This is a genomic window from Devosia alba (genome assembly GCF_039938915.1).
In the GTDB taxonomy this organism is placed as follows: Bacteria; Pseudomonadota; Alphaproteobacteria; order Rhizobiales; family Devosiaceae; genus Devosia; species Devosia alba.
Genome location: NZ_JBDUUI010000001.1, coordinates 402,509 through 427,266, shown reverse-complemented (window position 1 = coordinate 427,266; position 24,758 = coordinate 402,509). Strand labels below are relative to the sequence as shown.

The window sequence follows — 24,758 nt, the reverse complement described above, 5'->3', positions numbered from 1 at the left end:
CAGCTTCGGCGGTGATGTACGCGCCCCCACCGCCCGATGCAACTGCCAGCCGGCGCTACTGGTACTGTTTGACCGTGTGGTCGGTGGAGATGATCGCCGCCGTCAGGCTCCCGGTCGCTGGATAGAGCGGGATCAGGCAGGCCTGCAGCGCGTGGTAGATATCGGGCTTGCCGGTGAACAGTCGCGATTTGGGCTTGAGGTCTTCACTAAGCTCGCTCAGCCAGCCGCCGCGCTCATGGTCGATCACATGGTTCTCGGCATAATCCCACAGCTTGCGATACCAGATCTGGAAATAGTCCTCGCGGTCATAGGCGCTGAGGAACGCCGCGGCACCGATCGCCTCGCTGACCGGCCACCATAGTTTTTCCCGCAGAACCGGTTTGTTGTCCCAATCCAGCGTATAGAAAAACCCGCCATGCTGGGCGTCCCAGCCCAGCTCGATCGACTGGCGGAACAGATTGCGCGCGGCGTCGGGCATCCAGCTCAACCGCTTGTCGCCCAGAATCCACAGCTGCATCAGCAGCCGCGCCCATTCAAGCCAATGCCCCGGCGTGGTGCCGGACGGGCGGAACATTTCGGAACCGACATATTCCTTGTCGAGCACCCAGTTCTCGTCGAAATGCTCGGCCACCCGATATCCCAGGGGCACGGCGTGCCTGGCGATGATCAGTTCGGCGATCCGCTCGGCCTTGCTCAGATAGGCCTTCTCGCCCGTTGCCTCATAGGCGGCCATCAGCGCCTCGGTCAGGTGCATGTTGGAATTCTGCCCGCGATAGGTCGTGATCTGTGACCAGTCATTGCCAAATTCCTCGCGCACCGCGCCCACCGTGTCGTCCCAGAAACGGTGCTCGATCACTTCGGTGACGTCGGCCAGCACCTTGTCGGCCAGGGGATGGCCCACCAGCTTGGCACTCGACGCCGCCAGCAACACGAAGGCATGACCATAGGCCTGCTTGCTGCCATCGGTCACGCCATGGTCATCAACGCCCCAGACATAGCCGCCATGCCTTGTGTCGCGATGCTTGTTCCAGAGATAGTGCATGCCATGGTCGACCATTTCGTCCGAGCCCGGACGCCCGATCAGGCTGCCAATGGCAAAGCAGTGCACCATGCGCGTCGTGCCATGCACCTGCCGCACTGAATTGGCCGGATTGAGCGCCTTGCCGTCATCGTCCAGCTCGAAAAAACCACCCTTGGGGTTCAACGAGGGCGCCGCGAAGAAGTCGAACAGATTATTGGCCTGCCGCATCAGATATTGCCGATGAAACGGCCGGCTCGGCCATGGGCTGGAATTGGTCTTGGGCAGGGTCGTGCTGGCGTCGGTCATACTGGCTCCCGGCCGGCGGAACAACACCGGCACCTCATCATCGCCGAGCTATAGCGTCCCTGCAAAATCGTTGCAATTTGCGTTCCTGCCAATTTCCGCGAAAGCGCCGCAACCGCGATCAACTGACAGCGGGTCGAATGGGGGACAGTGCGGGGCGCTCCGGCTTGGATGTGGCAGCGAGTGGCAGGCACGAGCCCCCGCCGCTACCCCTTGGCGTACCAGGCCTCGACCCGTGCCACCTCCTCGGCCGAGCCCAGCACCACGGGCACGCGCTGGTGAATATCGGTGGGTACCACGTCGAGCACACTCTGTCGTCCGGTGGTCGATCGGCCGCCCGCTGCGGCGACCAGCAGCGCCATCGGATTGGCCTCATAGAGCAGCCGCAACCGGCCGCCCTTGCTGATCGTCTCGCTGTCGAGCGGATAGAGAAATATCCCACCGCGCACCAGAATGCGGTGGACATCGGCCACCATCGACCCGATCCAGCGCATATTGTGGCGCTTGCCGGCAGGGCCGGTTTCGCCCGCCACACTCTCGGCCACATAGCCCTTGGTTGCCGCATCCCAAAACCGCTCGCGGGCCGTGTTGATGGCGTATTCCGCCGAGGCTTGTGGCACGCTGAGCTGTTCTGTCGTCAGCACGAACTCGCCGTCATCATTGAGCGTGAACACCGCTGCCACTGGCCCGAAGGTGATCACCAGACTGGTCGCGGGCCCATAGGCGGCGTAACCGGCACCCAATTGGGCGCTCCCGGGCTGCAGCAATCCCTTGCGTGCGTCGAGGATCGAAAAAATCGTGCCGACAGTGACGTTTACGTCAAGATTTGAGGACCCGTCCAATGGGTCGGTCGCCACCAGATAGGCGCCCTGATTCTCGATATGAACCGGTTCATCCAGTTCCTCGGATACCAGAACCGAAATGGCCGGATTTTGCCGAATGTGCTGCAAAACGATGTCGTTCGAGATGATATCGAGCGGCTTCTGATCCTCGCCCTGCACATTGGTGTGTCCGGCCAGCCCGGTCTGCCCGGTGATCGCCGCCAGCCGCAGCACCGCTGCAATTTCTATGCTCGCCGCTGCCATGGTGGTCATCACCGAAGCCAGCTTGGCGTCAACGCTCTGGGCCGCAAGCCAGTCGGGGAGGGTGGTCATGATCTACTCTGTGTTCTGGGGAGGAAAGCTACACTCTCCCCATGCCGCCACGGGACACAATCCAACTTTGGCATAGGATGAGGTGTTCGCGCCCAACCGCAAAGCGAATTATTCCCTCGATAGGGGGGCGGACAGGGAAGCGATCCAACGACCCTATTTCCACATGCCCCGCATCTGTGCGCCGATATCCATCCGCACCGGTGCTGGCGCCAGCCCTTCAATATGCGCCGGCGTCACCGCTGGCCACAAAATGTCCTCGAACAGCCCCGTCATTGCCCGTGGAATGAACCGCGTCCGCTGCGCATACAGATGCCGGTCGCCATGCCTGGCCTGCTGCGTCACGAAAAACCGCTGCGGCACGATCAGGTGCAACTCATCCCGGGCCCGCGTCATCGCCACATAGAGCAATCGACGTTCCTCTTCGAGTTCATGCGTCGATCCGGTCCCGAGATCCGATGGAATGCAGCCATCCACCACATTGAGCACATGCACAGATTTCCATTCCTGTCCCTTGGCCGAATGGATGGTCGAGAGGATCAGATAGTCCTCGTCCAGCATCGGCACGCCTGACTGGTCGCTGGTGGCGTCCGGCGGGTCCAGCGTCAACTCGGTCAGAAACCGCTCCCGGCTGGGATAGCCGCCCGCAATCTGTTCGAGTTGCGCAATGTCCTGCACCCGCACCATGGCGTCGTCATAAGCCTGCTCCAGCAGTGGCTCATACCACAGCCGCGCATAGCCCAGTTCGCTCGGCCAGCCCGCATCGCCCCGCGCCAGCCGCCGCATGAGCTCAACCAGCCCGCCCCAGCTCTCGCCCGCCCGCAATGGCTGCGGATATTCACCCAGGGCCCAGACCGGGTCCGGTCCGGTCGCCATCGCGTCAAGCACCTTGCCCGCCGTGCCCGGCCCGACACCCGGCAGCAGTTGCAGCACGCGGAACCCGGCGACCCGGTCGCGCGGGTTTTCCGACCAGCGCAAAATCGACAGCAGGTCCTTGATATGAGCCGCGTCGAGGAATTTCAGTCCGCCAAATTTGACGAAGGGGATGTTCTGCCGCGTCAGCTCGATTTCCAGCGGCCCCGAATGACTCGAGGTGCGAAACAGCACGGCCTGGCTCTTGAGCGCCATGCCGCCCTCGCGCGCCTCAAGCACCCTGTGCACCACATAGCGCGCCTGGTCAGCCTCATCGCGCACGGTCACCAACAATGGCTTGGCGTCCGATTGCCGTTCGGTCCACAAATTCTTGGTGAAACGCTCGCTGGCCATCTCGATCACTGCATTGGCCGCGCCCAAAATAGGCTGCGTCGAGCGATAATTGCGGTCCAGCGTCACAATGGCGGCGGGCGGGCTGAAAGCCTCGGGGAAGTCGAGAATATTGCGCACCGTCGCCGCCCGGAACGAATAGATGGATTGGGCGTCGTCGCCCACCACCGTCAGTCCGTGCCCCTGCGGCTTCAGCGCCAGCAATACCGAAGACTGCAGCTTGTTGGTGTCCTGGTACTCATCGACGAGCACATGGTCGAACCGCGCGGCCACTTCGGCCGCCATGGCAGGCTCGGCCATCATCCCGGCCCAGTAGAGCAGCAAATCGTCGTAATCGAGCACGTTCTGGGCCTGCTTGGCCGCCACGTAGAAGCTGAACAGTTCGCGCAATTGCGCGCTCCACATGGCGCACCACGGGAAGGTGGCCTTGAGCACTGCGTCCAGGTCATCCTGGGCATTGACCACGCGGGAGTAGATGGCGAGGCAGGTGCCCTTGGTGGGAAAGCGGCTCTTGGTCTCGGAAAACCCCAGCTCATGCCGCACCAGGTTCATCAGATCGGCGGAGTCTTCGCGATCATGAATGGTGAAGGCGGTGTCGAGCCCGATCTGGGTAGCATGTTCGCGCAGCAGCCGGGCCCCAATGCCGTGAAACGTCCCGGCCCAGGCGAGTGCGTCGGTCATCGCCCCCGCACTGGTGCCCAACACCTGTGCCGCGATACGCTCCACCCGCCGGCTCATTTCGCTGGCCGCGCGCCGCGAAAATGTCATCAACAAAATCCGGCGCGGATCAGCACCGTGGACGATCAGATGTGCCACGCGATGCGCCAGCGTATTGGTCTTGCCCGATCCGGCGCCCGCAATGACCAGCAACGGCCCGGGCGTGGCGTCACCCGTACCATGTTCCACGGCGCGGCGTTGCTCTGGGTTCAGGGCGTCGAGATAGGTGGGGCTGGCAAGCACGAATCGGCATCCTCCGGACAAGGTCTCAGGGAACACGTTTCTTGTTTTGTTCGCAATGCGTCTGGGTGAAGCGGGACGACGACGCTCAGCGCCGCCGGATGCGCGTCAACCTATTCCTGCGCCAGATCGGCCAGCAGACCGGCGGCAACCGTCAGCCGCGATACGGTCAGCGAGCCCTGCGTCAGATCGGCCACGGCGGTGGCCGTCCGGTCGATCCCCGCCTTGCGCCGCACCTGCCAGTCGGCCAGCTTTGCCGCCACCGATGCGCCCTCGGTCTTGAGCACGTCGGCCGTCAGGTCGCGCTGCGCCCGCATCAGATTGGCCAAAGCGCGGTCGAGCGCCATGCGGTCAAACCGGTCGCTGAGCAGCAATGCGCGGCTCTGCGCAATTACCGGCCACAGATTGAACGTGGTGAACACGCCAAAGAATGCCGCGGCGCCGTCGGCCAGCGCCACTCCGGCACGCTCGCTGACCAGCACGATATCGCTGGCATAGCCAATCACCGGCAGTTCCGCGATGCGCTGCGCCGTGGCGTCCGGCACCTTGTTGCCGCGCAGGGTTTGCGCCATCTCGGCGACGTCCTGCGCCAGCGAGCCGGGCAGGATTGTTCCGGCGAGGTCCCGCAGCGCCGCCACACCCGCGGCATGGCGCTCCACCAACCCGCTCAGGCCCTGCGTCACGTCGGCATTGCGCAGGAACCACAGGCTCTCCTGCCGCAGCAGCGCCATCACCTCGGCATAAAGACCCAACTGCACCGCACCATCGACCACATTGTCTAGCGCGTCGATTTCCGCATTCAATGCGGTCAGCCCATAGGCATCGCGGGTCGCTGCATAGGCCAGTGCCGCTTCACCCGGACTGGCGCTGGTGGCCGCCGTCAGATCGGTGACAAAAGCCGGGCCGCCGCGATTGATCATCGCATTGGCCAGCACCGTGGCGATCACTTCACGCTTCAGCCGGTGATTGGTTACCGCATCGGGATAGGCATTGTGCAGAATGTCGGGGAAGTAGCGGTAGAGTTCGCCAGCCAGATACGCATCATCGATACCGTGTCCCTCTAGCAGATCGGCATAAAGCGTCAGCTTGGCATAAGCCAGGATCACCGCCAGTTCGGGCCGCACCAGGGCCGTGCCAGTGGCCATGCGGGCGTTCAGCACGGCATCGCTGGGCAGGAATTCCACCGCCCGATCCAGCAGGCCGCGCTGTTCCAGCCGCTCGATCAGTTCGCGATGGACGGGCAATTCGGCCAGTCCGGCACGCTCGGCCAGCGACAGGGCCAGCCCCTGCAGGTAGTTGTTGCGCAGGCACAGCTCGGCGACCTCGTCGGTCATGGTCACCAGCAAGGCGTTGCGCGCCTCCAGATCCAGTGCCCCTGCCGCCAGCAGCGGCGCCACAGCGATCTTGATATTGACTTCCAGATCACTCGAATTGACCCCGGCCGAATTGTCGATCGCGTCGGTGTTGATGCGCCCGCCCTTGAGCGCATATTCGACCCGGCCACGCTGGGTCATTCCCAGATTGGCGCCTTCACCGATCACCTTGGCACGCACCTCGCCTCCGGTAATGCGGATGCCATCATTGGCGCGGTCACCCACCTCAGCATTGCTTTCCTGGGTCGACCGCACATAGGTGCCAATGCCGCCAAACCACAACAGATCCACTTCGGCTCTGAGGATTGCCGAAATCACCTCACTGGGGGTCGCCTGGTCGGCGCTCATCCCAAGCGCTGCCTTGATTTCCGGCGATAGCGGCACCGACTTCAGGCTGCGCGAAAACACCCCGCCGCCGATGGAAATCAGTGCACCGTCATAGTCCTGCCAGCTGGAGCGGGGCAGGGCGAACAGCCGCTGGCGTTCCGCCAGGCTCCTGGCCGGGTCCGGATTGGGGTCGATGAAGATGTCGCGGTGATCAAATGCCGCCACCAGCCGGGTCTGCGGGCTGAGCAGCATGCCGTTGCCAAACACGTCGCCGCTCATGTCACCGACGCCAACAACGGTGAACGGCGTGCTCTGGATATCCCGATCCATCTCGCGGAAGTGTCGCTTCACCGCTTCCCAGCCGCCGCGCGCGGTAATCCCCATTCCCTTGTGGTCATAGCCGGCCGAGCCGCCCGAGGCGAAGGCGTCGCCCAGCCAGTAGCCCCGGCTGGTGGCAATAGCGTTAGCGGTATCGGAGAAACTGGCCGTGCCCTTGTCGGCGGCCACCACCAGATAGGGATCGTCACCATCGCGCCGCACCACAGCGTGTGGCGGCACCACCGCGCCATCAATCAGATTGTCGGTCACATCGAGCAGTGCCCCGATGAATATCTTGTAGCTGGCGAGCCCCTCGGCCTGGAATGCCTCGCGCGGCATGCCTGCCGTCAACCGTTTGGGCACAAACCCGCCCTTGGCACCCACTGGCACGATCACCGCATTCTTGACCTGCTGCGCCTTGACCAGTCCGAGCACTTCGGTGCGGAAATCCTCGGGACGGTCCGACCAGCGCAGCCCGCCACGGGCAATCGCGCCAAACCGCATGTGAACGCCTTCAACGCGCGGCGAATACACCGAAATTTCGCGATAGGGCCGTGGTGCCACCATGCCGTCCACCGCGCTGCTGTCGAATTTGATCGCCAGCGCCGGCATCCGATTGCCCTCCGCGTCGCGCTGGAAGGCATTGGTGCGCACCGCGCTATCCATCAGATTGCGAAAACGCCGGACGATGGTGTCTTCATCCAGCGACGCCATGGCCTCGAGTGCCGTGTCGATCCGGGCCCGTGCCGCGACCGCCCTGGCATCGCGATCGCTCACCTCGGGGTCGTGCAGCGCGTTGAACAACTCCACCAGCGCCTCGGCCGCGTCAGTCTGGTTCACCAGCACCTGGGCGATATAGCGCTGCGAGTAGGAAATGCCGATCTGCCGCAAATAGCGCGAGAGCGCCCGCAGCAGCGCGGCGTCGTTCCAGCCCAGGCCGGTGCGGCTCACCAGCGTGTTGAGCTGGTCGCTTTCCGCCAGCCCGTCCCACACGGCCAGCAAGCCGTCTTCAACGGCCGCGCCGTGCGCCGCAAGATCGAACACGCTGCCATCACTGGGGGTCAGCACCATGTCGTGGATATAGCGCTCCACCCCGTCACGCGGCGTAACCGTATAGGTCCGTTCGTCAATGACCCGGAAGCCGAAGGCCTCGATCATCGGCACGCGATCGCTCAGCGGAATGGCCTGTTCGCGATGGTAAAAGCGGAGCGCCAGCACGCCGTCGGAGCCATCATCGGCATGCAGCCGGATCGCTACCCGCGTGCTGTCGCCCAGACCTCTGAACACGACGATATCGGCATGGGCATCCCGCGCCGAATTGCGCGATTGATAGGCTGCTGAAAACGCTGTTCGATAGTCGCTGATGGCGGCGGGATCGTCGGCACTGGCCATCAGCGTGTCACCAAAATTGCTGGTCAGCAGGTCGACATTGGCCTCAAGTTCCGTCCGGCTTGGCTGCGGCGTTGTGCCCGATACCCGGCCGATGATTACGTGCACCCGCACCAGCTCTCCTTCGGGGAAATGCGGGTAGAACGCCGAAACGCGGCCATCATAGATCTGGGCCAGATACTGCGTGATCCGGGCGCGGGCCGCGCCGTCATAGCGGTCGCGCGGTACGTAGACGAGCACCGAGACAAAGTTGTCGAACCGGTCGATACGGGGCAGCACCCGAACGCGTGGCCGGTCATAGAGCGCGGCGATCGCGGTGGAAAACTCGAACAGCTGCTCCACCTCGATCTGGAACAGTTCGTCGCGCGGATAGCTGTCCAGCGCGCTCAGCAGGGCCCGACCGTCATGCCCGATCGGATCAACGCCGGATTTGCGCATCACCTCGGCAATCTTGCGCCTGATGATCGGCACATCTGTATGGGGTGTCGCCAGCGCCTGTGCCGTGAACAGGCCGACAATGCGCAACTCGCCCACAGCCTTGCCGTCGGCGGCGTAGGTCTTGATGCCCACATAATCCATGTGCTGACGCCGATGTACCCGCGACCGCACATTGGCCTTGGTCACCAGCAACGGCTCGCCCGAAGCAATGAAGGCGGCGTGCTGGGGTGTCGATTCAACGAATTCCGGCCCACTGCGCAGTACCTTTAGGCTCGGGTCGGTCAGAATACCCAGCCCGCTATTGGCCACCGGCGCCAGCACATCACCCTCGATGTGATAGTCGCGCATCCCCAGGAACGTGAAATTGTGTTCCACCAGCCAGTCAAGAAACCGCAGTGACTCATTGATCTGGCTGGCCTTCTGCCCTCCCAGTTCGGCAATGGCCTTGCGCAGGCGATCCAGCATGGGCTGCCAATCGTGCACCGCCAGGCCGACATCGCCCATGGTGGCCTCGATCTCGGCCAGCAGTGCCGGCAGGTCGCTGACCGGGTCGCTATGGATGTGCAGCACGCTGAGGGCCCCGCCATCAGCCTGACGCACCACCGGATGCGAAAACAGCCGTACCGTGCCGCCGCCAGCGCGCAGCGCCGCCAAGGCGCTGTCGACGATGAACGGCATGTCGGGTGAGACGATATCGAGCACCAGCGGGTCTCCGGCCTGCGCCGGTTCGGTCGCGCTCAGCCTGCTGCCTGTGCCGTCATAGGCCTTTAGCTGCGCATGCGATTGCCGCATGGTCGCCTCAAATCGCTCCGGGGTTTCCCGCGCCAGATCCTCACTGTCGGTGGCCAGCACGGCGGCCCGCAGGAATTGGGCAAACTCGGCATCCTCGCTTTCGAGTGCAACAGCACGCTTCAGCATGGCGGGACGATTTGCCTGTACCGTGGTCATCGACGACTCCTCAACTTGCAGTGCCAGTCTAGGCACCGCAGGTGTCGCTGTCTGCCACGCCTTTCGCTCTAGGCCACAATGCCGCGGTTGCAGCCGGGTGGGGAATTAGGGGTTTGGTAAGGTTCTGGAATGGAATTGCCTGAGGCCCTGGCTTTGTCCGGTTTTGGTGATGGTTTTCCAGAATGCGGGTCTGTTTGAGCAAGAATATGCTCTCTTGTCGCCGCGGTCGCGGTGCATCAGGCTTGCAATACTCCACCAATGTAGTAGTCTTTAATTCATGCGATCGCCATGGAGCAAACATGACCACTGTGTCCAAAATCTTCGCGTATGCCGCCTTGATCGCCTCGCTCGTACTGGTCTTTTCGGTGACGGGCCACGCCCAGGACTGCAGTCTGACCAATGTCAGCGAGAATTCGACCGGCAACGGCGGTATCTTCAATCAACTCTACGCCAGCTGACGGCTCGCTCCATCGGGCGCCGGCGGCGGGCGAGGGGGCATAGTTCGCCCGGGTTTCAGTGCACCGTAATGGTGGGCGTCACTGGCTCGCCATCATCATCCCCGCCCAGCTTTGGCCCGGCCCAGAACACCAGATAGAGCAATTCCTCACCGGCTGCGTCGGTGATTTCGATGGAGCGCGGCACGCCCGAATCGCCGCCGGTGCTGGCCGTGCGCTCGACAATCGCCTTGGCCAGGGCAGCGGCATTGTGTTCGGCCGCCTCAAGGTCCGCCAGTTCACTGCCGTCGGTGTCCATGATCCACTCGTCATCGGTGCGGTAGTGAAAGAAATATCTGGGCAAATCCATCTCCCTTTGGGGATCCAGTCATCCCAAACTGGCCCCGTCGGGGCCGCCTTGCAACAGCGTTCCCCTCAGCTTGGCATCACACCCGTTTTCAGTCGAGCCGGTTCAGCTTGTGGTAATGGTGCCGCTGCCACACCAGCGGCGAGCGGCTGGTGGTGGTCTCGGTCTCGATGATGGCGCCGGCAAACAGCACGTGCGTGCCCGTTTCAATAGCGCCGATCACCTCGCAGTCCAGTGCGGTCACCGCGCCCAGCAACATCGGGTGCCCCGATGGCCAGCGCGACCAGTCCCCGATCGTGAACCGCTGTTCGGGCGCCAGCCCGCCAGCAAAGGCATCGCCCACCGCCTGCTGATCGTCAGCCAGCAGGGCCAGCGAAAAGCCTTTGGTCTTGGCGATGATATCGGCCAGCCGGCTCATGATATCGATCGAGATCAGAATGGTCGGCGGGTTCAGCGACAGCGACAGCATCGACGTCACCGTCCGCCCGATCGCTTCCTCGCCCTGCTGCGCGGTCACTACGCAGACCGTGGATGCCAGCGCAGCCAGGGCAGCACGGAACTCCGCACCGCCCACCACGGGATGGCGGGACGGGCGCAGGGTCATGGTTTCGGGCAATTCAAAATCGGCCATAGTCACGATCATAATCCTTCTCCGGCCTGTTCGGAGAACAGATTACGGAGTGTAGTGGGCTTGCCGGCCATGGCTGCTGCAGTCGCCAGCGCATGGTCGCCTCGTCGAGGTTGTCAGGAAACTCTGGCTCACTCATCCGGTGATTTGTGTCACGTCACCATGCCGCACTTGCTTTTGGCCATGGCGCCGTCTAATTTCCAAGTCATGACTTTGAAAACGTTTGAGCCCGACATGTCAAGCAATGCCTTGGCGAATTTGGGCTGGTCGCCGCGCAATCCGGCAGAGCGTGTGCTCATGATGCTCAAAATGCACGGCGCCCTGTCGGCTGCCGCGATTGGGCACGCTCTGGGCACAACGGGTGAAGCGGCCCGCCAGCAATTGGTGCGTCTTGCCGATGAGGGCCTGGTCGCCGCGACCAGTCAGTCCGCTGGTGTTGGCCGTCCCACCCAGAGCTGGAGCTTGACCGCTGCGGCCCAGGCCCGCTTTCCCGATACCCACGCCGCACTGACCGTGCAATTGCTCGAGATTGTCCGCAATACTCTGGGGGAGGGCGCGCTGGATACCATCATCGCCAGCCGCGAGGCGCAAACCACTGCCGCCTATGAAGCTGCCATGGCGCCATGCACCAGCTTGCGTGACAAGGTCGCCACCTTGGCCAGTCTGCGTTCCCATGAAGGTTACATGGCCGAGTGGCGCGAACAGCCCGATGGCTCGCTGCTGCTGTTGGAGAATCACTGTCCTATCTGCGCCGCGGCAACCGCCTGCCAGGACTTCTGCCGCGCTGAACTGGACGTGTTCCGCTCGGTGCTGGGGACCGAGGCCATTGTCACCCGCGACGAGCATATCGTCTCGGGCGGGCGCCGTTGCAGCTATTCCATTCGTGAGGCCTTGTCAGAATGACCAGCAATCCCCGTCCGCCCATCGGCACCCAGCATCAGCGGGTGGGCTGGGAAACCCCCACCGAGCTTGATGAAACCATGATCCGCGCGGTGGTCGACCAGTTCTATGCCGATGTCCGCAAGGACCCGCTGATCGGCCCGGTGTTCAACCGCATCATCGCACCGGAAGCCTGGCCGCATCACCTGGAGTTGATCGCCGACTTCTGGAGCTCCATGCTGCTTGGCACTGGCCGCTATGCCGGCCGGCCCTTGCCAAAGCATATGGCCATCCCCGAGCTTGGCGACCCTCATTTCAGGCGCTGGCTGGCCCTGTTCCGCCGCACTGTTGAGCAACTCTGCCCGCCCGATGTCGCGGCCCTGTTCGTCGAGCGCTCCGAGCGCATCGGCAACAGTTTCCGTATGAACATCGCCATGCGTCGCGGCGAAGATATCGCCTCCATGGCCCCGTTGGAACGCGAAACCCCGCTCTGGTCTCCGCCCCAGGACTAGCCGCCCCGGGCTGTTCATCCGCAAGTTGCCGCGCCGCGTTTTGTGATGGCCGGCCATTGGGGAGAGTTCGCGGCCAGACCTCCGCAATACCGCCGCAGGTGGAAATGCTCTACAGTGAAGATAAAGCCACGGTGGCCTTTGCCGGCCTTGCCGGCGCTGGTCACGCTGGTGTTGAAGTCGGCGCTGGAATGGCGTTCTGGTGGAGAAATCGCCGCCGGCACTCACTGATGGGATTTGGTTTTCATGGAAGTTCGCGTTCAGAATGTGCGCAAGGAATTTGACCGCTTCCCGGCGCTGCATGATGTATCGCTCGACATTGTGTCGGGCGAGCTGATCGCGCTGCTGGGTCCCTCGGGCTCAGGCAAAACCACGCTGCTGCGCCTGATCGCCGGCCTTGAAACACCCACCACGGGCGCCATTTTCTTTGGCGATACCGATGCCTCCGAATGGAGCGTGCAGCGGCGCAATATTGGCTTTGTGTTTCAGCACTATGCCCTGTTCCGCCACATGACGATCCTGGAGAACATCTCCTTCGGCCTCTCGGTGCGTCCCCGCTCCACGCGGCCGCCAGCCAAAGAAATCCGCCGCCGTGCCATGGAGCTGCTCGATCTGGTGCAACTCTGCGGTCTGGAAAAGCGCTACCCCAACCAGCTTTCGGGCGGTCAGCGCCAGCGCGTTGCCTTGGCCCGGGCGCTGGCTATCGAGCCGAGCGTGCTGCTGCTCGACGAGCCGTTTGGCGCGCTCGACGCTCAGGTCCGCCGCGAATTGCGCAAGTGGCTGCGAGAACTGCACGACCGTACCGGGCACACCACCGTCTTTGTCACGCACGATCAGGAGGAGGCCATCGAGCTCTCGGATCGTCTCTGCGTGATGAGCCAGGGCAGGATTGAGCAGATCGGCAAGCCCGACAGGGTGTACGACCATCCCAGTTCGCCATTCGTCTTCGGATTTATCGGCAGTTCCAGCGAACTGCCGGTCACCGTCGAAAACCACGAGCTTTGGGTCGGCGGCCACGCCATCGGCATCCCTGCCGGTGACACCCCGCCGGGGCAGGCCCGCCTGTTCTTCCGCCCGCACGATGTCGATCTGATCGAAGCCGATGCTTCACTGACCGGCGTGGTCAGCGCCACCCGCCGTGTCGGCGGCACCCGCCGCGTCGAACTGGGCATTGGGGGCAGCGATCACAAGGTCGAAATCGACCTGCCTTTCGATCATCCCGCCGGTGAGAAAACCCGTCTGGCCTTCCGCCCCCGGCGCTGGACCCTGTTCCCGGCGGCCTGATGCAGCCGCCGCATGCCGGCCTATTCTTCGTCGCCCTTTACCGCCTCCATCGACACATGCGTGCTGGTGTGCGCCACATGCGGCAGGGCTGAAATCCGCTCGCCCAGCACTTCGCGATAGCCAGCGATATCCTTGGTGCGCACCTTGAGCAGGTAATCAAAGCTCGAGGCGATCATATGGGCCTGTTCCACCTCGGGAATGGCCCGCACTGCCTTGTTGAAGGCGCTTAGCGCGCTCTTGCGGGTATCGCTCAGCTTCACCTCGACAAAAGCCACATGCGGCAGGCCCAACCGCCGCGGATCGATCACCGCTCGGTAGCCCAGAATATAGCCGGCCTTCTCCAATCGGGTGATCCGGGCCTGACACGGCGTCTTGCTCAGATTCACGCGACGGCTCAATTCCGCCACGCTGATCCGGCCATCCTGCGCCAGCACATCAAGGATGCGACGGTCGATCTGGTCCAGAGTCTCGTAGGTGACGGTTTTCATGGTCGATTGTCCTGCAGTGCGCCGCTACTTTACATCACAGCGGGCATTAGGGCCAGCTGAACAGGCGAAACGCCTGTTCGTCTTGTGGCAATGTGGGTTCGGTAATCAGCAGGCATTTGTACCAATCACCCTGCCATCCCGCGATATGTCTGCCGCGCTTGATTGCGCAGAGAGCACCATGACCCAGACCAGCCCCATTGCTGCCATTGACACCGCCCGCCAATCCCTGCGTGAGCGCAATTTTGCTGACGAAACGGCGCTGGTTCACCAGTTGATCGTTGATACCGGGCTTGATGACGCCGCCCGCGCCGCCATTTCGGCCCGCGCTGAACAGCTGGTCACCACCGTGCGCCAGGGCAATCGCCTGGGCCTGATGGAATCCTTCCTGTCTGAATATGGCCTGGCCACCGATGAAGGGGTGGCGCTGATGTCGCTGGCCGAAGCGCTGTTGCGCGTGCCCGATGCCGACACTGTCGATGCCCTGATCCACGACAAGGTCGGTGGTTCTGACTGGACCAGCCATTTCGGCGCCTCGTCCAACCATCTGGTCAACTTCTCGTCCCTGGCGCTTAGCCTTACCGCCGAAGTCCTGGGCGATCCGGCGGTCGCGCCACGATCGGCCTTCCATCGCGCCGTGGCGCGCCTGGGCGAGCCGGTCATCCGCACCGCGGTGGGGCAGGCCATGCGCCTGCTCGGCAGCCAGTTCGTCTTTGGCCGCAGCATTGATGAAGCCGTCACCCGCGCCAAAAAGCAGGAAGCCAACGGCTACACCTATTCCTATGACATGCTGGGCGAGGCCGCCCGCACCAGCGCCGACGCCGCCCGCTATTTTGACGCTTATGCCAATGCCATTGCGCGCCTAGCACCGAATGCGAAATCGGCTTCGGTCCGCGACAATCCCGGCATTTCGGTCAAACTCTCGGCGCTGCACCCGCGCTACGAGTTCAACCAGCGCCACCGCGTCATGACCGAACTGGTTGATTTGACGCGCCAATTGGCCATCGCTGCCAAGAACGCCAATATCGGGTTCAATATCGATGCCGAGGAGGCCGACCGCCTCGATCTGTCGCTCGACATCATCGCGGAAGTTCTCGCCACGCCGGAACTGGCCGGCTGGGATGGGTTTGGCGTCGTCGTGCAGGCCTATGGCAAGCGCGTCCTGCCTCTGATCGACTGGCTCGACGCCACCGCCAACGCACTGGATCGCCGCATCATGGTGCGACTGGTCAAGGGCGCCTACTGGGATGCCGAAATCAAGCGTTCCCAGGTGCTCGGCCTGCCGGACTATCCGGTTTTCACCCGCAAGGCCTCAACCGATATCAGCTATATCGCTGCAGCCCGAAAGCTCTTTGCCGCCGGCAATATCTATCCGCAATTCGCCACCCACAATGCCCACACTGCCACCGCTGTGCTGCATCTGGCAGAGGAAGCGGGGCAGGGCACTGATGCCTTCGAGTTCCAGCGTCTGCACGGCATGGGTGAGCGCCTGCAGGATGTGCTGCGCACCAGCCTCGGCACCCGCACCCGCATCTATGCCCCGGTGGGCGCGCACAAGGATCTATTGGCCTATCTGGTCCGCCGCCTGCTTGAAAACGGCGCCAATGGCTCTTTCGTCTACCAGATCGCCGACGAGGACATTCCTGCCTCGGTTGTCGCCGAAGATCCGATCGCCAAAATCCTGGCCCTTGGCGATGCCATCCCCAACCCCGTCATCCCGGCGCCCCTGGCCATTTTTGGCGACCGGGTCAATTCCGCTGGCCTCGACGTGAGCGATCCCATCGCGTTTTCGGCCATGCAATCGGCCCGCGACGCTTTCGCCAACACCAGGTGGCACGCCACGCCGCTGACCGCGCCGAACGCACCAGACGGCTCCGCCTACCAGGGGAAGGCCGCCAAAGGATACGCCGGGCCGGTCACGGAAATGCGCAATCCCGCCCGACACAATGATATCGTCGGCAGCGTCACCGATGCCAGCACGGATGACGTCACCGCCGCCATTGCCGCTGCAGCAGCCTCCAACTGGGGGCAAACCCCGGTGGGCATGCGCACCGCTTCCCTGCGCGCAGCCGCTGACCTTTATGAAACCCACAGCGCCGAACTCTTCGCCCTTCTGGCTCGGGAGGCCGGCAAATCCTGGTCTGACGCCATTGCCGAAGTCCGCGAAGCCGTCGATTTCCTGCGCTATTATGCCGATCAGGCCGAACGGCTCCCGCTCGCTTCCGCGCTCGGTCCTATCGCGGCCATTTCGCCGTGGAATTTCCCGCTGGCCATTTTCACCGGCCAGATTGCCGGCGCACTGGTCGCTGGCAATCCGGTGCTGGCCAAGCCGGCGCCACAAACCCCGCTCATCGCCTTTCGCGCCATCCAGCTCCTGCACGAAGCCGGCATCCCGGCTGACGCCCTGCAATTGCTCCCCGGCGGCGGGGAGGTCGGCACTGCGCTCACCGCAAACCCGGCTATTGCCGGCGTGGTCTTCACCGGCTCGCTGCCCACCGCACGCCGCATTGATCACACCATGGCCACCCATCTGGCCCCCACTGCGCCGCTCGTGGCGGAAACCGGCGGCCTCAATGCGATGATCGTTGATTCCACCGCGCTGCCCGAGCAGGCGGTGCGTGACATCATCACCTCGGCCTTCCAATCGGCCGGTCAGCGTTGTTCGGCCCTGCGCATTCTCTATCTGCAGGAAGATGCTGCCGAACGCACCATCGAGATGCTCAAGGGCGCCATGGATGAACTGGCACTGGGCGACCCCTGGACCCTGGCCCATGATGTCGGCCCCGTCATCGACGAGGCTGCGCGCACCAAAATCCAGGCCCATATCGACAGTTACGCCAGGGCCGGGAAATTGATCCATCAGCTGAAGGCGCCCACAGGCGGCACCTATGTCGCCCCCACCGTGCTCGAGGTGAACAGCATTACCGATCTCACCGAGGAAATCTTTGGCCCGGTGCTGCACATCGCCCTTTTCAAGGCCGACCAGATTGACGCCGTCATCGCCGACATCAATGCCTCGGGCTATGGCCTGACCTTTGGCATGCACACCCGCATCTCCTCGCGCGTCGCCGCCGTCTCGCGCGCCATCCGCGCCGGCAATATCTATATCAACCGCAATCAGATCGGCGCCGCTGTCGGCTCGCAGCCTTTCGGCGGCGAAGGGCTTTCCGGCACCGGTCCCAAGGCCGGTGGGCCGCACTATGTGCCGCGCTTCACCACCGCGCCCGGTCCCACGGACAGCGCTCCCACGGTGCTGCCTGGCCCCACCGGGGAGAGCAATATCATGCACTCGGCGCCCCGCGGCCGCGTGCTCTGCCTCGGCCCCACCACGGCCCAGCAGCAGGCCCAGGCCGTTATCTGCGCCAGTCTGGGCAATACGGCCCTGCTGGCCGAACTCGACCTCGACGTGCTGCGCAGCAGCGACAGTTTCGACGCCGTCGCCTGCTTTGCCGACGAGGCCACCCTGCGCGCCGTCCGCATCGCCCTGAGCGAACGCGATGGCCCGATCATCCCGCTGCTGACTTCTGCCGACGATTCCAGCCGCCTGCTGGTTGAACGCCATGTCTGCATCGACACCACCGCCGCCGGTGGCAATGCCAGCCTGATGGCCCAGGCGGGCTAGCCGGGCAACGCGGCGGCCTGCACAGCTATTGCAACGACATGCCCCGCTCCGGCTATCACGCCAGTGCGGGGGGGGGGGGAGATTCGCGCTAGTGCTTCTTGCTTTGGAAGCCGCATCAGTTTCAGCCCCAGCCTTGCCAGCACCGCCGACAGGCTGCCCGAAGCGTCACCACTGCCGCCTGCTATGGTCCCAATATCCTGCACCGCACCGGCCACGGCCGGGGCATCGAGATCCGCGTGGCGTCCTGCATCACCGTCAGTCACGAGACGGTTTTTTTAAGGGGGCGTGGTGTTCTCCATCGGACCAGGTATCGGTCTGCAGGGCCGCCACGTCCGCATCGTTGCAGGTGTATTTGAACGCTTCACAATTGCTGTGCTTTGGCCGCCGCAATCGGCGCGCAGGCGCTTGCAATTGCATTCGGCATTGTCTATGCAGACCCCGCGTCGGAGATCATCCATCTCCCACGCCAGCCGGCTACCGGCCTGCTGGGGAATAGTTCAATGGTAGAACAGCGGACTCTGACTCCGTCGATCTTGGTTCGAATCCAGGTTCCCCAGCCAAACTCTTTTATCAAATAAATTAATGATCTAGCCGATTGTTGCGGCATGCAACCGTAACGCCTTCGGGTCGCATTCCCGGGTGCGGAAAACGCTGTGCGCCGACTGATCTGAATCGGCCGGCACCATCGCCAATTTATTGGTGGTGAGCATGGGTAAAGCCGAACGGGCATTGGGGCGATATTGCTTGGTGCGGTAGTCGCCGCGCTTGCAGCCAGGCGACCATCCGGCAGTTAGCCCGGTATTGCGCGCGAAGCTGCCTATGTCGTCGCGGATCCCAGTTGCGGGCGCAAGAGTTCAAGACTAATGCCTGCAAGACGGCAGGCCCGAATGGGTGGCCGCAGGGTAAGCTGACGCGTCGTGACCATCCCAAACCGAGAAAACGCAACCATGCAAGCCATGCACCGACAAGTCTTCCTGCTGGCCACGGCGCAGGCGCTGTTTCAGATCGTGTCGGTGCTGGTGATGACCATTGGCGCGTTGGCCGGCAGTATCCTGGCGCCATCCCCGGAATGGGCGACGGCGCCGATCGCCACCATGTTCCTTGGCACTGCGGTGGCAACCGTGCCGGCATCGATGTGGATGGCGCGGGTCGGGCGCCGGGTCGGGTTCATTGCGGGCGCCAGCCTGGGCACTTTGGGCGGTTTGCTGGCGGCTGCGGGCATGCTCACCTCCTCATTGTTGCTGCTTTGTCTCGGCACGTTTCTGGCTGGCGCCTATCAGGGCTTCGCCCAGTTCTATCGGTTTGCCGCCGCTGAAGTTGCCGACGCCGCCTTCAAGCCGCGCGCCATATCGCTGGTGCTGGCTGGCGGGGTCGTCGCCGCGCTGGTGGGGCCGCTGCTGGCCCGGCTGGGTGGCGACCTGCTGCAACCGGCCTACACGGCTTCGTTCCTGTTCCTGGCCCTCACCTCCCTGCTGGCAGTGGTTGTGCTGTTTGGCGTCAATGTTCCCAAAGCGCTCGATACCGCCGATGAACGGGCCTCGGCTCGAGCGCTCATCGACATCGTGCGGCAGCCAATCTATCTGGTGGCGCTGTTTGGCGCGACAATCGGCTATGGCGTCATGATCCTGGCGATGACGGCGACCCCGCTGGCCATGGTGCACCACAATCATGGTCTGGGCGCCACGGCCACAGTCATCCAGTTGCATGTGCTCGGCATGTTCCTGCCGTCGTTCTTTACCGGTTCGCTGATTGCCCGCTTCGGCGTGTTGCAGATCATGCTCGCCGGCGTTGTTCTGCTCACCTGTCACGTCTTGATCACCCTGTCCGGCACGGGGTTCTATTCATTCAGCGCCGCCCTGGTGCTGTTGGGGGTAGGCTGGAATTTTCTCTATATCGGTGGCACCAATCTGCTGACCCGCGCCTATAGCACCGCCGAAAAGGGCAAGGCGCAGGCCACCAATGACTTTACCATCTTCGTGGTTGGCCTGTTCGCTTCACTCAGCGCTGGCGTGCTGCAAAACACCATTGGCTGGCAAAATCTGAACCTGGCGCTGCTGCCCTGGCTGGCCATGGCGGGGCTGGCGATCCTTTGGCTTGGTCGCCGCGGTGAGCCGGGGTACTGGTCGGTCGCCTGAAGGGGCCAGCATTCAGCGCTGGTTCAATCGGGCGGACGCCATGGCGGCCTGGCCCGTCGCGCTGGTGAACACGACGCTGTACGCCATTCGCACGGGGTGATCTGTTCAAGGCCGCGCGACGTAACTACTCTCATACACTCCCAACGTGACAAGGTTGATCAATGCTGGCGCTCATCTTTCTCGTGCTGCTGCTCTTGCTGGTGCAGGTTTTCCTGCCGGGCCATTATTTGACCCAGCAGGTCGGGCCGCAGGCGCAGATGGGGCCGCGCGATAACCTTCCCGAGCCAAGTCTGCAACTGGCAAGGGCGCGGCGGGCCTTGGGCAATCTGCAGGAAACGCTGCCGATATTTCTGGTGTTCGCCGTGCTGGCGATTGTGCTGGGCGAGCAGGGCTGGGTCAGCCTGGCCGGGGCAATGCTTTACCTGCTGGGGCGGGCAGGGCACCTGGTGTGCTATATGGCCGCTTTGTCGCCCTGGCGGTCGATCAGCTTCACGGTGGCGCTGGGCGGTCTGGTACTCATGGCACTGCCCTTGCTGCCCCATATCTGGGCTTAGGGCCGGGAAGTGGGCATTGAGGTTGGGAAGGGTCTTGCGAAGCGCCCGCTTTACATTTAGACACAGCCTCGTCTGAAGGGGTTTAGCTCAGTTGGTAGAGCATCGGTCTCCAAAACCGAGGGTCGTGGGTTCGAGTCCCCCAGCCCCTGCCAGGCACTCAAACCAATATATCCAACACATCCAGCAATTCCGGCCTGCCGCCGCGAATTCTATTCAGCGGCGGTTGGGATCCTGTCGGAATGACGGGCCTTTAGCCGGTTGAGCTGATGGGCCGCATGAGCCAGCAACGCGGTGCGTACCTGGTCGGCCGTTGCGTTTGGCACATCGGCTTTCACCTTGAGATCAAGGGCATAGCGGCTGATATTGCCCATGAAGTGTTCTTCAATGCGGACCCGCACGACACCCGTTACCCGCCCTTCGATGGTCGGGTGGGGGCCGTAAAGAGCGATTTCACAGGCTTTGACTTCGAACGACGCGGCACCTGCAGTCATGGCACGCCTCCATTCGTCACACGTTCCAGACCCATTTAAGTCCCGTAGCCATGCCGAATCAAGGACGAATCACGCCGCCCTGCAGGCGTCGTTCATCAGCAGGGTTTTCCGGTCGGGCAAATTGTGCGGGTGGGCTGTTGCATTTGGCCCGGAGTTTCTCTAGAAACCCACATTCCAGCCGTGCGGGATTCCTGCGCGGCCTTTGGTTTTGCACCAAAACACCAAAGAGTAGATTCGTTGATGGCCGTGAAGAACCCAATCAAGTTCCTGCAGCAGACGCGGCAGGAAGTTTCCAAAGTCATCTGGCCGGGGCGAAACGAAGTCCTGATCTCCACGATTATGGTGATCGTGTTGGTGCTGGCCGCCAGCCTGTTTTTTCTCGCAGCCGATCAGCTCATTTCTTGGCTTGTCGGGCTGATGCTTTCGATCCGCTAGTCGGGTCTCGGACACACAACATCTAGGAGCGGCGACGCTTTATGGCCATGCGCTGGTATATCGTTCAAGCTTACTCGAACTTCGAGCGCAAGGTGGCGGAAGACATCCGCCAGAAGGTTGCGCAAAAGAAGCTTGACCATCTGTTTGAAGACGTGATCGTGCCGACCGAAAAGGTCGTGGAGATCCGTCGCGGCCGCAAGGTCGATGCTGAACGCAAGTTCTTCCCGGGCTATGTGCTGGTGAAGATGGATATGACCGACGAGGCGTTCCATCTGATCAAGAATACGCCCAAGGTTACCGGCTTTCTCGGTTCGGACAACAAGCCGATGCCGATTTCGGAGAAGGAGGCCCAGGCCATTCTGCAGCAGGTGCAGGAAGGCGTTGAGCATCCCAAGCCATCGATATCGTTCGAAGTGGGCGAGAATGTCCGCGTTTCGGACGGTCCGTTTGCCAGCTTCAATGGCGTGGTGGAAGAAGTCGACGAAGAGCGCGCCCGCCTCAAGGTGGAAGTGTCGATCTTTGGTCGTCCCACCCCGGTGGAGCTCGAATACAGTCAGGTCGAAAAGGTCTGACACTCAAGAATTCCGGTGTGAGCCGGAATATGCCCGGCTCCGGCCGGGTGCAGAAACTGTGGTAGAGGATGGTGCACTGCCAGCACCAGTTCCACCTCAGACCACGGTGTCTAGCCGGCTTTAACTAGTTGGCGCCTACCCGGCCGATTGTGGCCACGAATAGGAGACGGAATTGGCAAAGAAAATCGTTGGCTACGTAAAGCTCCAGGTGCCTGCGGGTTCCGCAACACCATCCCCGCCAATCGGCCCAGCACTGGGTCAGCGCGGTCTGAACATCATGGAATTCTGCAAGGCGTTCAATGCCGCCACGCAGGAAGTGGAAAAGGGTGCGCCCATTCCAGTCGTGATCACTGCCTATGCCGACAAGAGCTTCACCTTTGTGATGAAGCAGCCGCCGGTAACCTACTTCATCAAGAAGGCCGTCAACCTCAAGGCCGGCAGCAAGCTGCCCGGCAAGGAATCGGTTGGCACCATCACCCAGGCTCAGCTGCGTGATATTGCCGAAAAGAAGATGAAGGATCTCAACGCTGACAATATCGACGCTGCTGCATCGATGATTGCCGGCTCTGCCCGTTCCATGGGCATTCAGGTCGAGGGCTGATAAATGGCTGGTAAGAAACTCACCGCAGCCCGCGAGGGCATCGATCGCAACAAGCTGTACAAGCTCGATGAAGCCATCAAGATGGTCAAGTCGCGCGCCGCAGCCAAGTTTGACGAAACCATCGAAATCGCCATCAATCTGGGCGTTGATCCCCGCCACGCTGACCAGATGGTCCGCGGCGTGGTCAACCTGCCCAATGGCACTGGCAAGACCGTGCGCGTTGCCGTGTTCGCCAAGGACGCCAAGGCTGACGAAGCCCGCAAGGCTGGTGCTGACATCGTTGGTGCCGAAGACCTGATGGAAGCCATTTTGGGCGGCAAGATCGATTTCGATCGGTGCATTGCAACGCCTGATATGATGCCGCTGGTCGGTCGTCTGGGCAAGATCCTGGGCCCACGCAATCTGATGCCAAACCCCAAGGTCGGCACGGTTACTCCTGACGTTGCCGGGGCCGTCAAGGCTGCCAAGGGCGGCGCCGTGGAATACCGCGTTGAAAAGGCCGGCATCCTGCATGCTGGCGTTGGCAAGGTGTCGTTCTCGGAAGAAGCCCTGCTGCAGAACATCAAGGCCTTCACCGATGCGGTGATGAAGTCCAAGCCAGCGGGTGCCAAGGGCACCTATGTCAAGCGCGTTGCCGTGTCCTCGACCATGGGCCCGGGCGTGCATGTCGAGCCCGCCTCGGCGATGTAATTCCAATTCCGGGCGGTTTCGATCGCCCGGTTTTTGTCGCTCTTCGGGGCGGCAACAAGTCCTGTCCGAGACTGCCGGTGCCAGCCGATTTGGGTTGGCTTAATGTCGCAAGATGCCAGCATAGATGGGGTGAAGACCGAAATTTTGTCCGCAAGGGCAGGGTGGCGGTTTGAACCAGGCCAGTTGCCCTTTCAGGCAGCACGGTTGACAGGCGTGTAACCGTTGCTCCTCTCCTCCTTTATGGAGACCGGAGGGCAGCAATTGGCAATGGCCCGACTGACTTTCGTCGGGCTAAATGTGGAGACTAGCAGTGGAAAGAGCGGAAAAGCGTGAGCTTGTCGCATCGCTTCAGTCAGCCCTAACGGGCGCTGGGTCGATCGTACTTGCGCAGAATACCGGTCTGACCGTAGCCAATCTGGAGGTTCTTCGTCGTGAGGTGAAGAGCGCCGGTGGTTTCGTCAAGATCGCTAAAAACCGTCTTGCCAAGCTTGCTCTTAAAGAAACCGACAATGCGGACATGTCGAGCCTACTCGTAGGCCCGATCGTCATCGCTTATGCGGCCGACCCCATGACTGCGCCCAAGATTGCGGCAAAGTTTGCTGAAAAGAACGCGAAATACGTCGTTCTTGGTGGCGCCATGGGCAAGACCGCTCTTGATGCCGAAAACATCAAGGCGCTGTCGACCATGCCGTCGCTGGATGAACTGCGCGCCACGCTTGCCGGGATGCTCAAGCAGCCCGCTACGCGTATCGCATCGGTCATCGTGGCACCGGCTGGCGGCATTGCCCGCGTTTTGGCCGCGCATGCGGAAAAGAGCAACGAAGCAGCGTAACCCCATCGGTCCTCGCAAGGGACCACTTTGGTTTGAACTGAACACGTAAAAAAGAGAGATTTATCAAATGGCTGATCTCGCCAAGATCGTAGACGACCTGTCTGCCCTGACCGTTCTGGAAGCTTCGGAACTGTCGAAGATGCTGGAAGAGAAGTGGGGCGTTTCCGCCGCCGCTCCTGTTGCTGTTGCTGCCGCTGGCGGCGCTGCTGCTCCAGCTGCTGAAGAAAAGACCGAATTTGACGTGATCCTCGCCTCGTTTGGCGACAACAAGATCAACGTCATCAAGGAAGTCCGTGCCATCACTGGTCTGGGCCTGGGCGAAGCCAAGGCGCTTGTTGAAGCTGCGCCCAAGGCCGTCAAGGAAGGCGTCAACAAGGCTGAAGCTGAAGACATTCAGAAGAAGCTGGAAGCCGCTGGCGCCAAGGTCGAACTCAAGTAGTTCTGCCACTGCCCTTGAAACTTGCGAGATGGCGCGTTATGTGCCATCTCGCTACTTCGTCTCTACGAGATGATTCGCCGGACCGGTTGGATAGGTCCCTGGCGCCAATTTGCGGAATATATGAAGAATTTGATGTCTGAGGTGCGCTGACGTCCGTTAGACCTCCTGGCTGTTCGCCCGGAGGTATTTGGCGTTTTCGTACCGATGCCGTTCCTTGGGTTGGAATTGCACGATGAGACATCATTCAGCCTGAGAAAATTTGAAGGGCACATATCCTGATACCCGCCGGCTGATTGTCGGGTCTTTGGATATC

General features: G+C 62.3%; 21 protein-coding genes and 2 tRNA genes. 15 read left to right on the top strand and 8 right to left on the bottom strand.

Annotated elements, in window-relative coordinates; translation table 11 throughout:
* Positions 1 to 55 precede the first annotated feature (55 nt).
* The 4 genes from ABFY71_RS02020 to ABFY71_RS02005 all read right to left on the bottom strand — a co-directional run bounded on the left by ABFY71_RS02020 (position 56) and on the right by ABFY71_RS02005 (position 9,488).
* Positions 56 to 1,327 (bottom strand): AGE family epimerase/isomerase, encoded by a 1,272-nt coding sequence (locus tag ABFY71_RS02020; protein ID WP_347944435.1) that lies wholly within the window; start codon positions 1,325 to 1,327, stop codon positions 56 to 58.
* Between the two features lie 203 nt (positions 1,328 to 1,530).
* A complete protein-coding gene (locus ABFY71_RS02015; RefSeq protein ID WP_347944434.1) occupies positions 1,531 to 2,478 on the bottom strand; it encodes a class 1 fructose-bisphosphatase in 948 nt (315 codons plus the stop codon).
* A 153-nt stretch (positions 2,479 to 2,631) separates the two neighbouring features.
* Positions 2,632 to 4,698: an ATP-dependent helicase gene (locus ABFY71_RS02010; RefSeq protein ID WP_347944433.1), complete on the bottom strand. Its 2,067-nt coding sequence runs from the start codon at positions 4,696 to 4,698 to the stop codon at positions 2,632 to 2,634.
* Positions 4,699 to 4,808: 110 nt separating this feature from the next.
* Positions 4,809 to 9,488, bottom strand: a complete 4,680-nt coding sequence (locus ABFY71_RS02005; RefSeq protein ID WP_347944432.1) for an NAD-glutamate dehydrogenase — start codon at positions 9,486 to 9,488, stop codon at positions 4,809 to 4,811.
* 299 nt (positions 9,489 to 9,787) lie between these two features.
* Here ABFY71_RS02005 and ABFY71_RS02000 point away from each other — a divergent pair, with 299 nt between their 5' ends.
* Positions 9,788 to 9,946 (top strand): hypothetical protein, encoded by a 159-nt coding sequence (locus tag ABFY71_RS02000; RefSeq protein WP_347944431.1) that lies wholly within the window; start codon positions 9,788 to 9,790, stop codon positions 9,944 to 9,946.
* A 55-nt stretch (positions 9,947 to 10,001) separates the two neighbouring features.
* On the opposite strand, the gene ABFY71_RS01995 is transcribed toward ABFY71_RS02000, so the two are convergent.
* Both ABFY71_RS01995 and ABFY71_RS01990 read right to left on the bottom strand, forming a co-directional pair.
* A complete protein-coding gene (locus ABFY71_RS01995; RefSeq protein WP_347944430.1) occupies positions 10,002 to 10,286 on the bottom strand; it encodes a DUF6894 family protein in 285 nt (94 codons plus the stop codon).
* Between the two features lie 94 nt (positions 10,287 to 10,380).
* On the bottom strand, positions 10,381 to 10,932 hold the full coding sequence (locus ABFY71_RS01990; protein WP_347944429.1) for a flavin reductase family protein: 552 nt from the start codon (positions 10,930 to 10,932) through the stop codon (positions 10,381 to 10,383).
* 219 nt (positions 10,933 to 11,151) lie between these two features.
* Here ABFY71_RS01990 and ABFY71_RS01985 point away from each other — a divergent pair, with 219 nt between their 5' ends.
* The 3 genes from ABFY71_RS01985 to ABFY71_RS01975 all read left to right on the top strand — a co-directional run bounded on the left by ABFY71_RS01985 (position 11,152) and on the right by ABFY71_RS01975 (position 13,589).
* Positions 11,152 to 11,820, top strand: coding sequence for a helix-turn-helix transcriptional regulator (locus tag ABFY71_RS01985; protein ID WP_347944428.1), 669 nt, complete (start codon positions 11,152 to 11,154; stop codon positions 11,818 to 11,820).
* Positions 11,817 to 12,308, top strand: a complete 492-nt coding sequence (locus ABFY71_RS01980; RefSeq protein WP_347944427.1) for a group III truncated hemoglobin — start codon at positions 11,817 to 11,819, stop codon at positions 12,306 to 12,308. Before ABFY71_RS01985 ends, ABFY71_RS01980 begins: the two co-directional genes overlap by 4 nt.
* Positions 12,309 to 12,551: 243 nt before the next feature.
* Positions 12,552 to 13,589, top strand: coding sequence for a sulfate/molybdate ABC transporter ATP-binding protein (locus ABFY71_RS01975; protein WP_347944426.1), 1,038 nt, complete (start codon positions 12,552 to 12,554; stop codon positions 13,587 to 13,589).
* Between the two features lie 20 nt (positions 13,590 to 13,609).
* Here ABFY71_RS01975 and ABFY71_RS01970 read toward each other — a convergent pair whose 3' ends face one another.
* On the bottom strand, positions 13,610 to 14,077 hold the full coding sequence (locus ABFY71_RS01970) for an Lrp/AsnC family transcriptional regulator (protein ID WP_347944425.1): 468 nt from the start codon (positions 14,075 to 14,077) through the stop codon (positions 13,610 to 13,612).
* A gap of 178 nt (positions 14,078 to 14,255) precedes the next feature.
* On the opposite strand from ABFY71_RS01970, the gene putA reads away from it, so the two are divergent.
* The 5 genes from putA to ABFY71_RS01945 all read left to right on the top strand — a co-directional run bounded on the left by putA (position 14,256) and on the right by ABFY71_RS01945 (position 20,537).
* Entirely contained in the window at positions 14,256 to 17,696 is a 3,441-nt protein-coding gene (gene putA, locus ABFY71_RS01965) for a bifunctional proline dehydrogenase/L-glutamate gamma-semialdehyde dehydrogenase PutA (RefSeq protein ID WP_347944424.1), read from the top strand.
* Between the two features lie 486 nt (positions 17,697 to 18,182).
* Positions 18,183 to 18,256, top strand: a tRNA-Gln gene (locus ABFY71_RS01960).
* A 387-nt stretch (positions 18,257 to 18,643) separates the two neighbouring features.
* On the top strand, positions 18,644 to 19,831 hold the full coding sequence (locus tag ABFY71_RS01955; protein WP_347944423.1) for an MFS transporter: 1,188 nt from the start codon (positions 18,644 to 18,646) through the stop codon (positions 19,829 to 19,831).
* 161 nt (positions 19,832 to 19,992) lie between these two features.
* A complete protein-coding gene (locus tag ABFY71_RS01950) occupies positions 19,993 to 20,385 on the top strand; it encodes an MAPEG family protein (RefSeq protein ID WP_347944422.1) in 393 nt (130 codons plus the stop codon).
* A gap of 76 nt (positions 20,386 to 20,461) precedes the next feature.
* Positions 20,462 to 20,537, top strand: a tRNA-Trp gene (locus ABFY71_RS01945).
* 57 nt (positions 20,538 to 20,594) lie between these two features.
* On the opposite strand, the gene ABFY71_RS01940 is transcribed toward ABFY71_RS01945, so the two are convergent.
* The gene (locus ABFY71_RS01940; RefSeq protein ID WP_347944420.1) at positions 20,595 to 20,876 is read right to left on the bottom strand and encodes a hypothetical protein; all 282 of its coding nucleotides are present in this window, start codon (positions 20,874 to 20,876) and stop codon (positions 20,595 to 20,597) included.
* A 240-nt stretch (positions 20,877 to 21,116) separates the two neighbouring features.
* Between ABFY71_RS01940 and secE the strand changes: the two genes are divergently transcribed.
* The 6 genes from secE to rplL all read left to right on the top strand — a co-directional run bounded on the left by secE (position 21,117) and on the right by rplL (position 24,445).
* On the top strand, positions 21,117 to 21,311 hold the full coding sequence (gene secE, locus ABFY71_RS01935) for a preprotein translocase subunit SecE (protein WP_305576106.1): 195 nt from the start codon (positions 21,117 to 21,119) through the stop codon (positions 21,309 to 21,311).
* 41 nt (positions 21,312 to 21,352) lie between these two features.
* The gene (gene nusG / locus ABFY71_RS01930; RefSeq protein ID WP_305576104.1) at positions 21,353 to 21,883 is read left to right on the top strand and encodes a transcription termination/antitermination protein NusG; all 531 of its coding nucleotides are present in this window, start codon (positions 21,353 to 21,355) and stop codon (positions 21,881 to 21,883) included.
* 172 nt (positions 21,884 to 22,055) lie between these two features.
* On the top strand, positions 22,056 to 22,484 hold the full coding sequence (rplK, locus tag ABFY71_RS01925; protein WP_305576102.1) for a 50S ribosomal protein L11: 429 nt from the start codon (positions 22,056 to 22,058) through the stop codon (positions 22,482 to 22,484).
* Positions 22,485 to 22,487: 3 nt separating this feature from the next.
* Complete coding sequence (rplA, locus tag ABFY71_RS01920) at positions 22,488 to 23,174, top strand: 50S ribosomal protein L1 (RefSeq protein WP_305576100.1); 687 nt, start codon at positions 22,488 to 22,490, stop codon at positions 23,172 to 23,174.
* Between the two features lie 310 nt (positions 23,175 to 23,484).
* Complete coding sequence (gene rplJ, locus ABFY71_RS01915; RefSeq protein WP_305576098.1) at positions 23,485 to 24,006, top strand: 50S ribosomal protein L10; 522 nt, start codon at positions 23,485 to 23,487, stop codon at positions 24,004 to 24,006.
* Positions 24,007 to 24,073: 67 nt separating this feature from the next.
* The gene (gene rplL / locus ABFY71_RS01910; protein WP_347944419.1) at positions 24,074 to 24,445 is read left to right on the top strand and encodes a 50S ribosomal protein L7/L12; all 372 of its coding nucleotides are present in this window, start codon (positions 24,074 to 24,076) and stop codon (positions 24,443 to 24,445) included.
* The last annotated feature ends 313 nt before the right edge of the window (positions 24,446 to 24,758 follow it).

Bases quoted from the DNA above. Each gene is read 5' to 3' on its own strand.
- ABFY71_RS02020 (WP_347944435.1), bottom strand. From the start codon at position 1,327: ATGACCGACGCCAGCACGACCCTGCCCAAGACCAATTCCAGCCCATGG.
- ABFY71_RS02015 (WP_347944434.1), bottom strand. From the start codon at position 2,478: ATGACCACCCTCCCCGACTGGCTTGCGGCCCAGAGCGTTGACGCCAAG.
- ABFY71_RS02005 (WP_347944432.1), bottom strand. From the start codon at position 9,488: ATGACCACGGTACAGGCAAATCGTCCCGCCATGCTGAAGCGTGCTGTT.
- ABFY71_RS02000 (WP_347944431.1), top strand. From the start codon at position 9,788: ATGACCACTGTGTCCAAAATCTTCGCGTATGCCGCCTTGATCGCCTCG.
- ABFY71_RS01990 (WP_347944429.1), bottom strand. From the start codon at position 10,932: ATGATCGTGACTATGGCCGATTTTGAATTGCCCGAAACCATGACCCTG.
- ABFY71_RS01985 (WP_347944428.1), top strand. From the start codon at position 11,152: ATGTCAAGCAATGCCTTGGCGAATTTGGGCTGGTCGCCGCGCAATCCG.
- ABFY71_RS01980 (WP_347944427.1), top strand. From the start codon at position 11,817: ATGACCAGCAATCCCCGTCCGCCCATCGGCACCCAGCATCAGCGGGTG.
- ABFY71_RS01975 (WP_347944426.1), top strand. From the start codon at position 12,552: ATGGAAGTTCGCGTTCAGAATGTGCGCAAGGAATTTGACCGCTTCCCG.
- ABFY71_RS01970 (WP_347944425.1), bottom strand. From the start codon at position 14,077: ATGAAAACCGTCACCTACGAGACTCTGGACCAGATCGACCGTCGCATC.
- putA (WP_347944424.1), top strand. From the start codon at position 14,256: ATGACCCAGACCAGCCCCATTGCTGCCATTGACACCGCCCGCCAATCC.
- ABFY71_RS01955 (WP_347944423.1), top strand. From the start codon at position 18,644: ATGCAAGCCATGCACCGACAAGTCTTCCTGCTGGCCACGGCGCAGGCG.
- ABFY71_RS01950 (WP_347944422.1), top strand. From the start codon at position 19,993: ATGCTGGCGCTCATCTTTCTCGTGCTGCTGCTCTTGCTGGTGCAGGTT.
- ABFY71_RS01940 (WP_347944420.1), bottom strand. From the start codon at position 20,876: ATGACTGCAGGTGCCGCGTCGTTCGAAGTCAAAGCCTGTGAAATCGCT.
- secE (WP_305576106.1), top strand. From the start codon at position 21,117: ATGGCCGTGAAGAACCCAATCAAGTTCCTGCAGCAGACGCGGCAGGAA.
- nusG (WP_305576104.1), top strand. From the start codon at position 21,353: ATGGCCATGCGCTGGTATATCGTTCAAGCTTACTCGAACTTCGAGCGC.
- rplA (WP_305576100.1), top strand. From the start codon at position 22,488: ATGGCTGGTAAGAAACTCACCGCAGCCCGCGAGGGCATCGATCGCAAC.
- rplL (WP_347944419.1), top strand. From the start codon at position 24,074: ATGGCTGATCTCGCCAAGATCGTAGACGACCTGTCTGCCCTGACCGTT.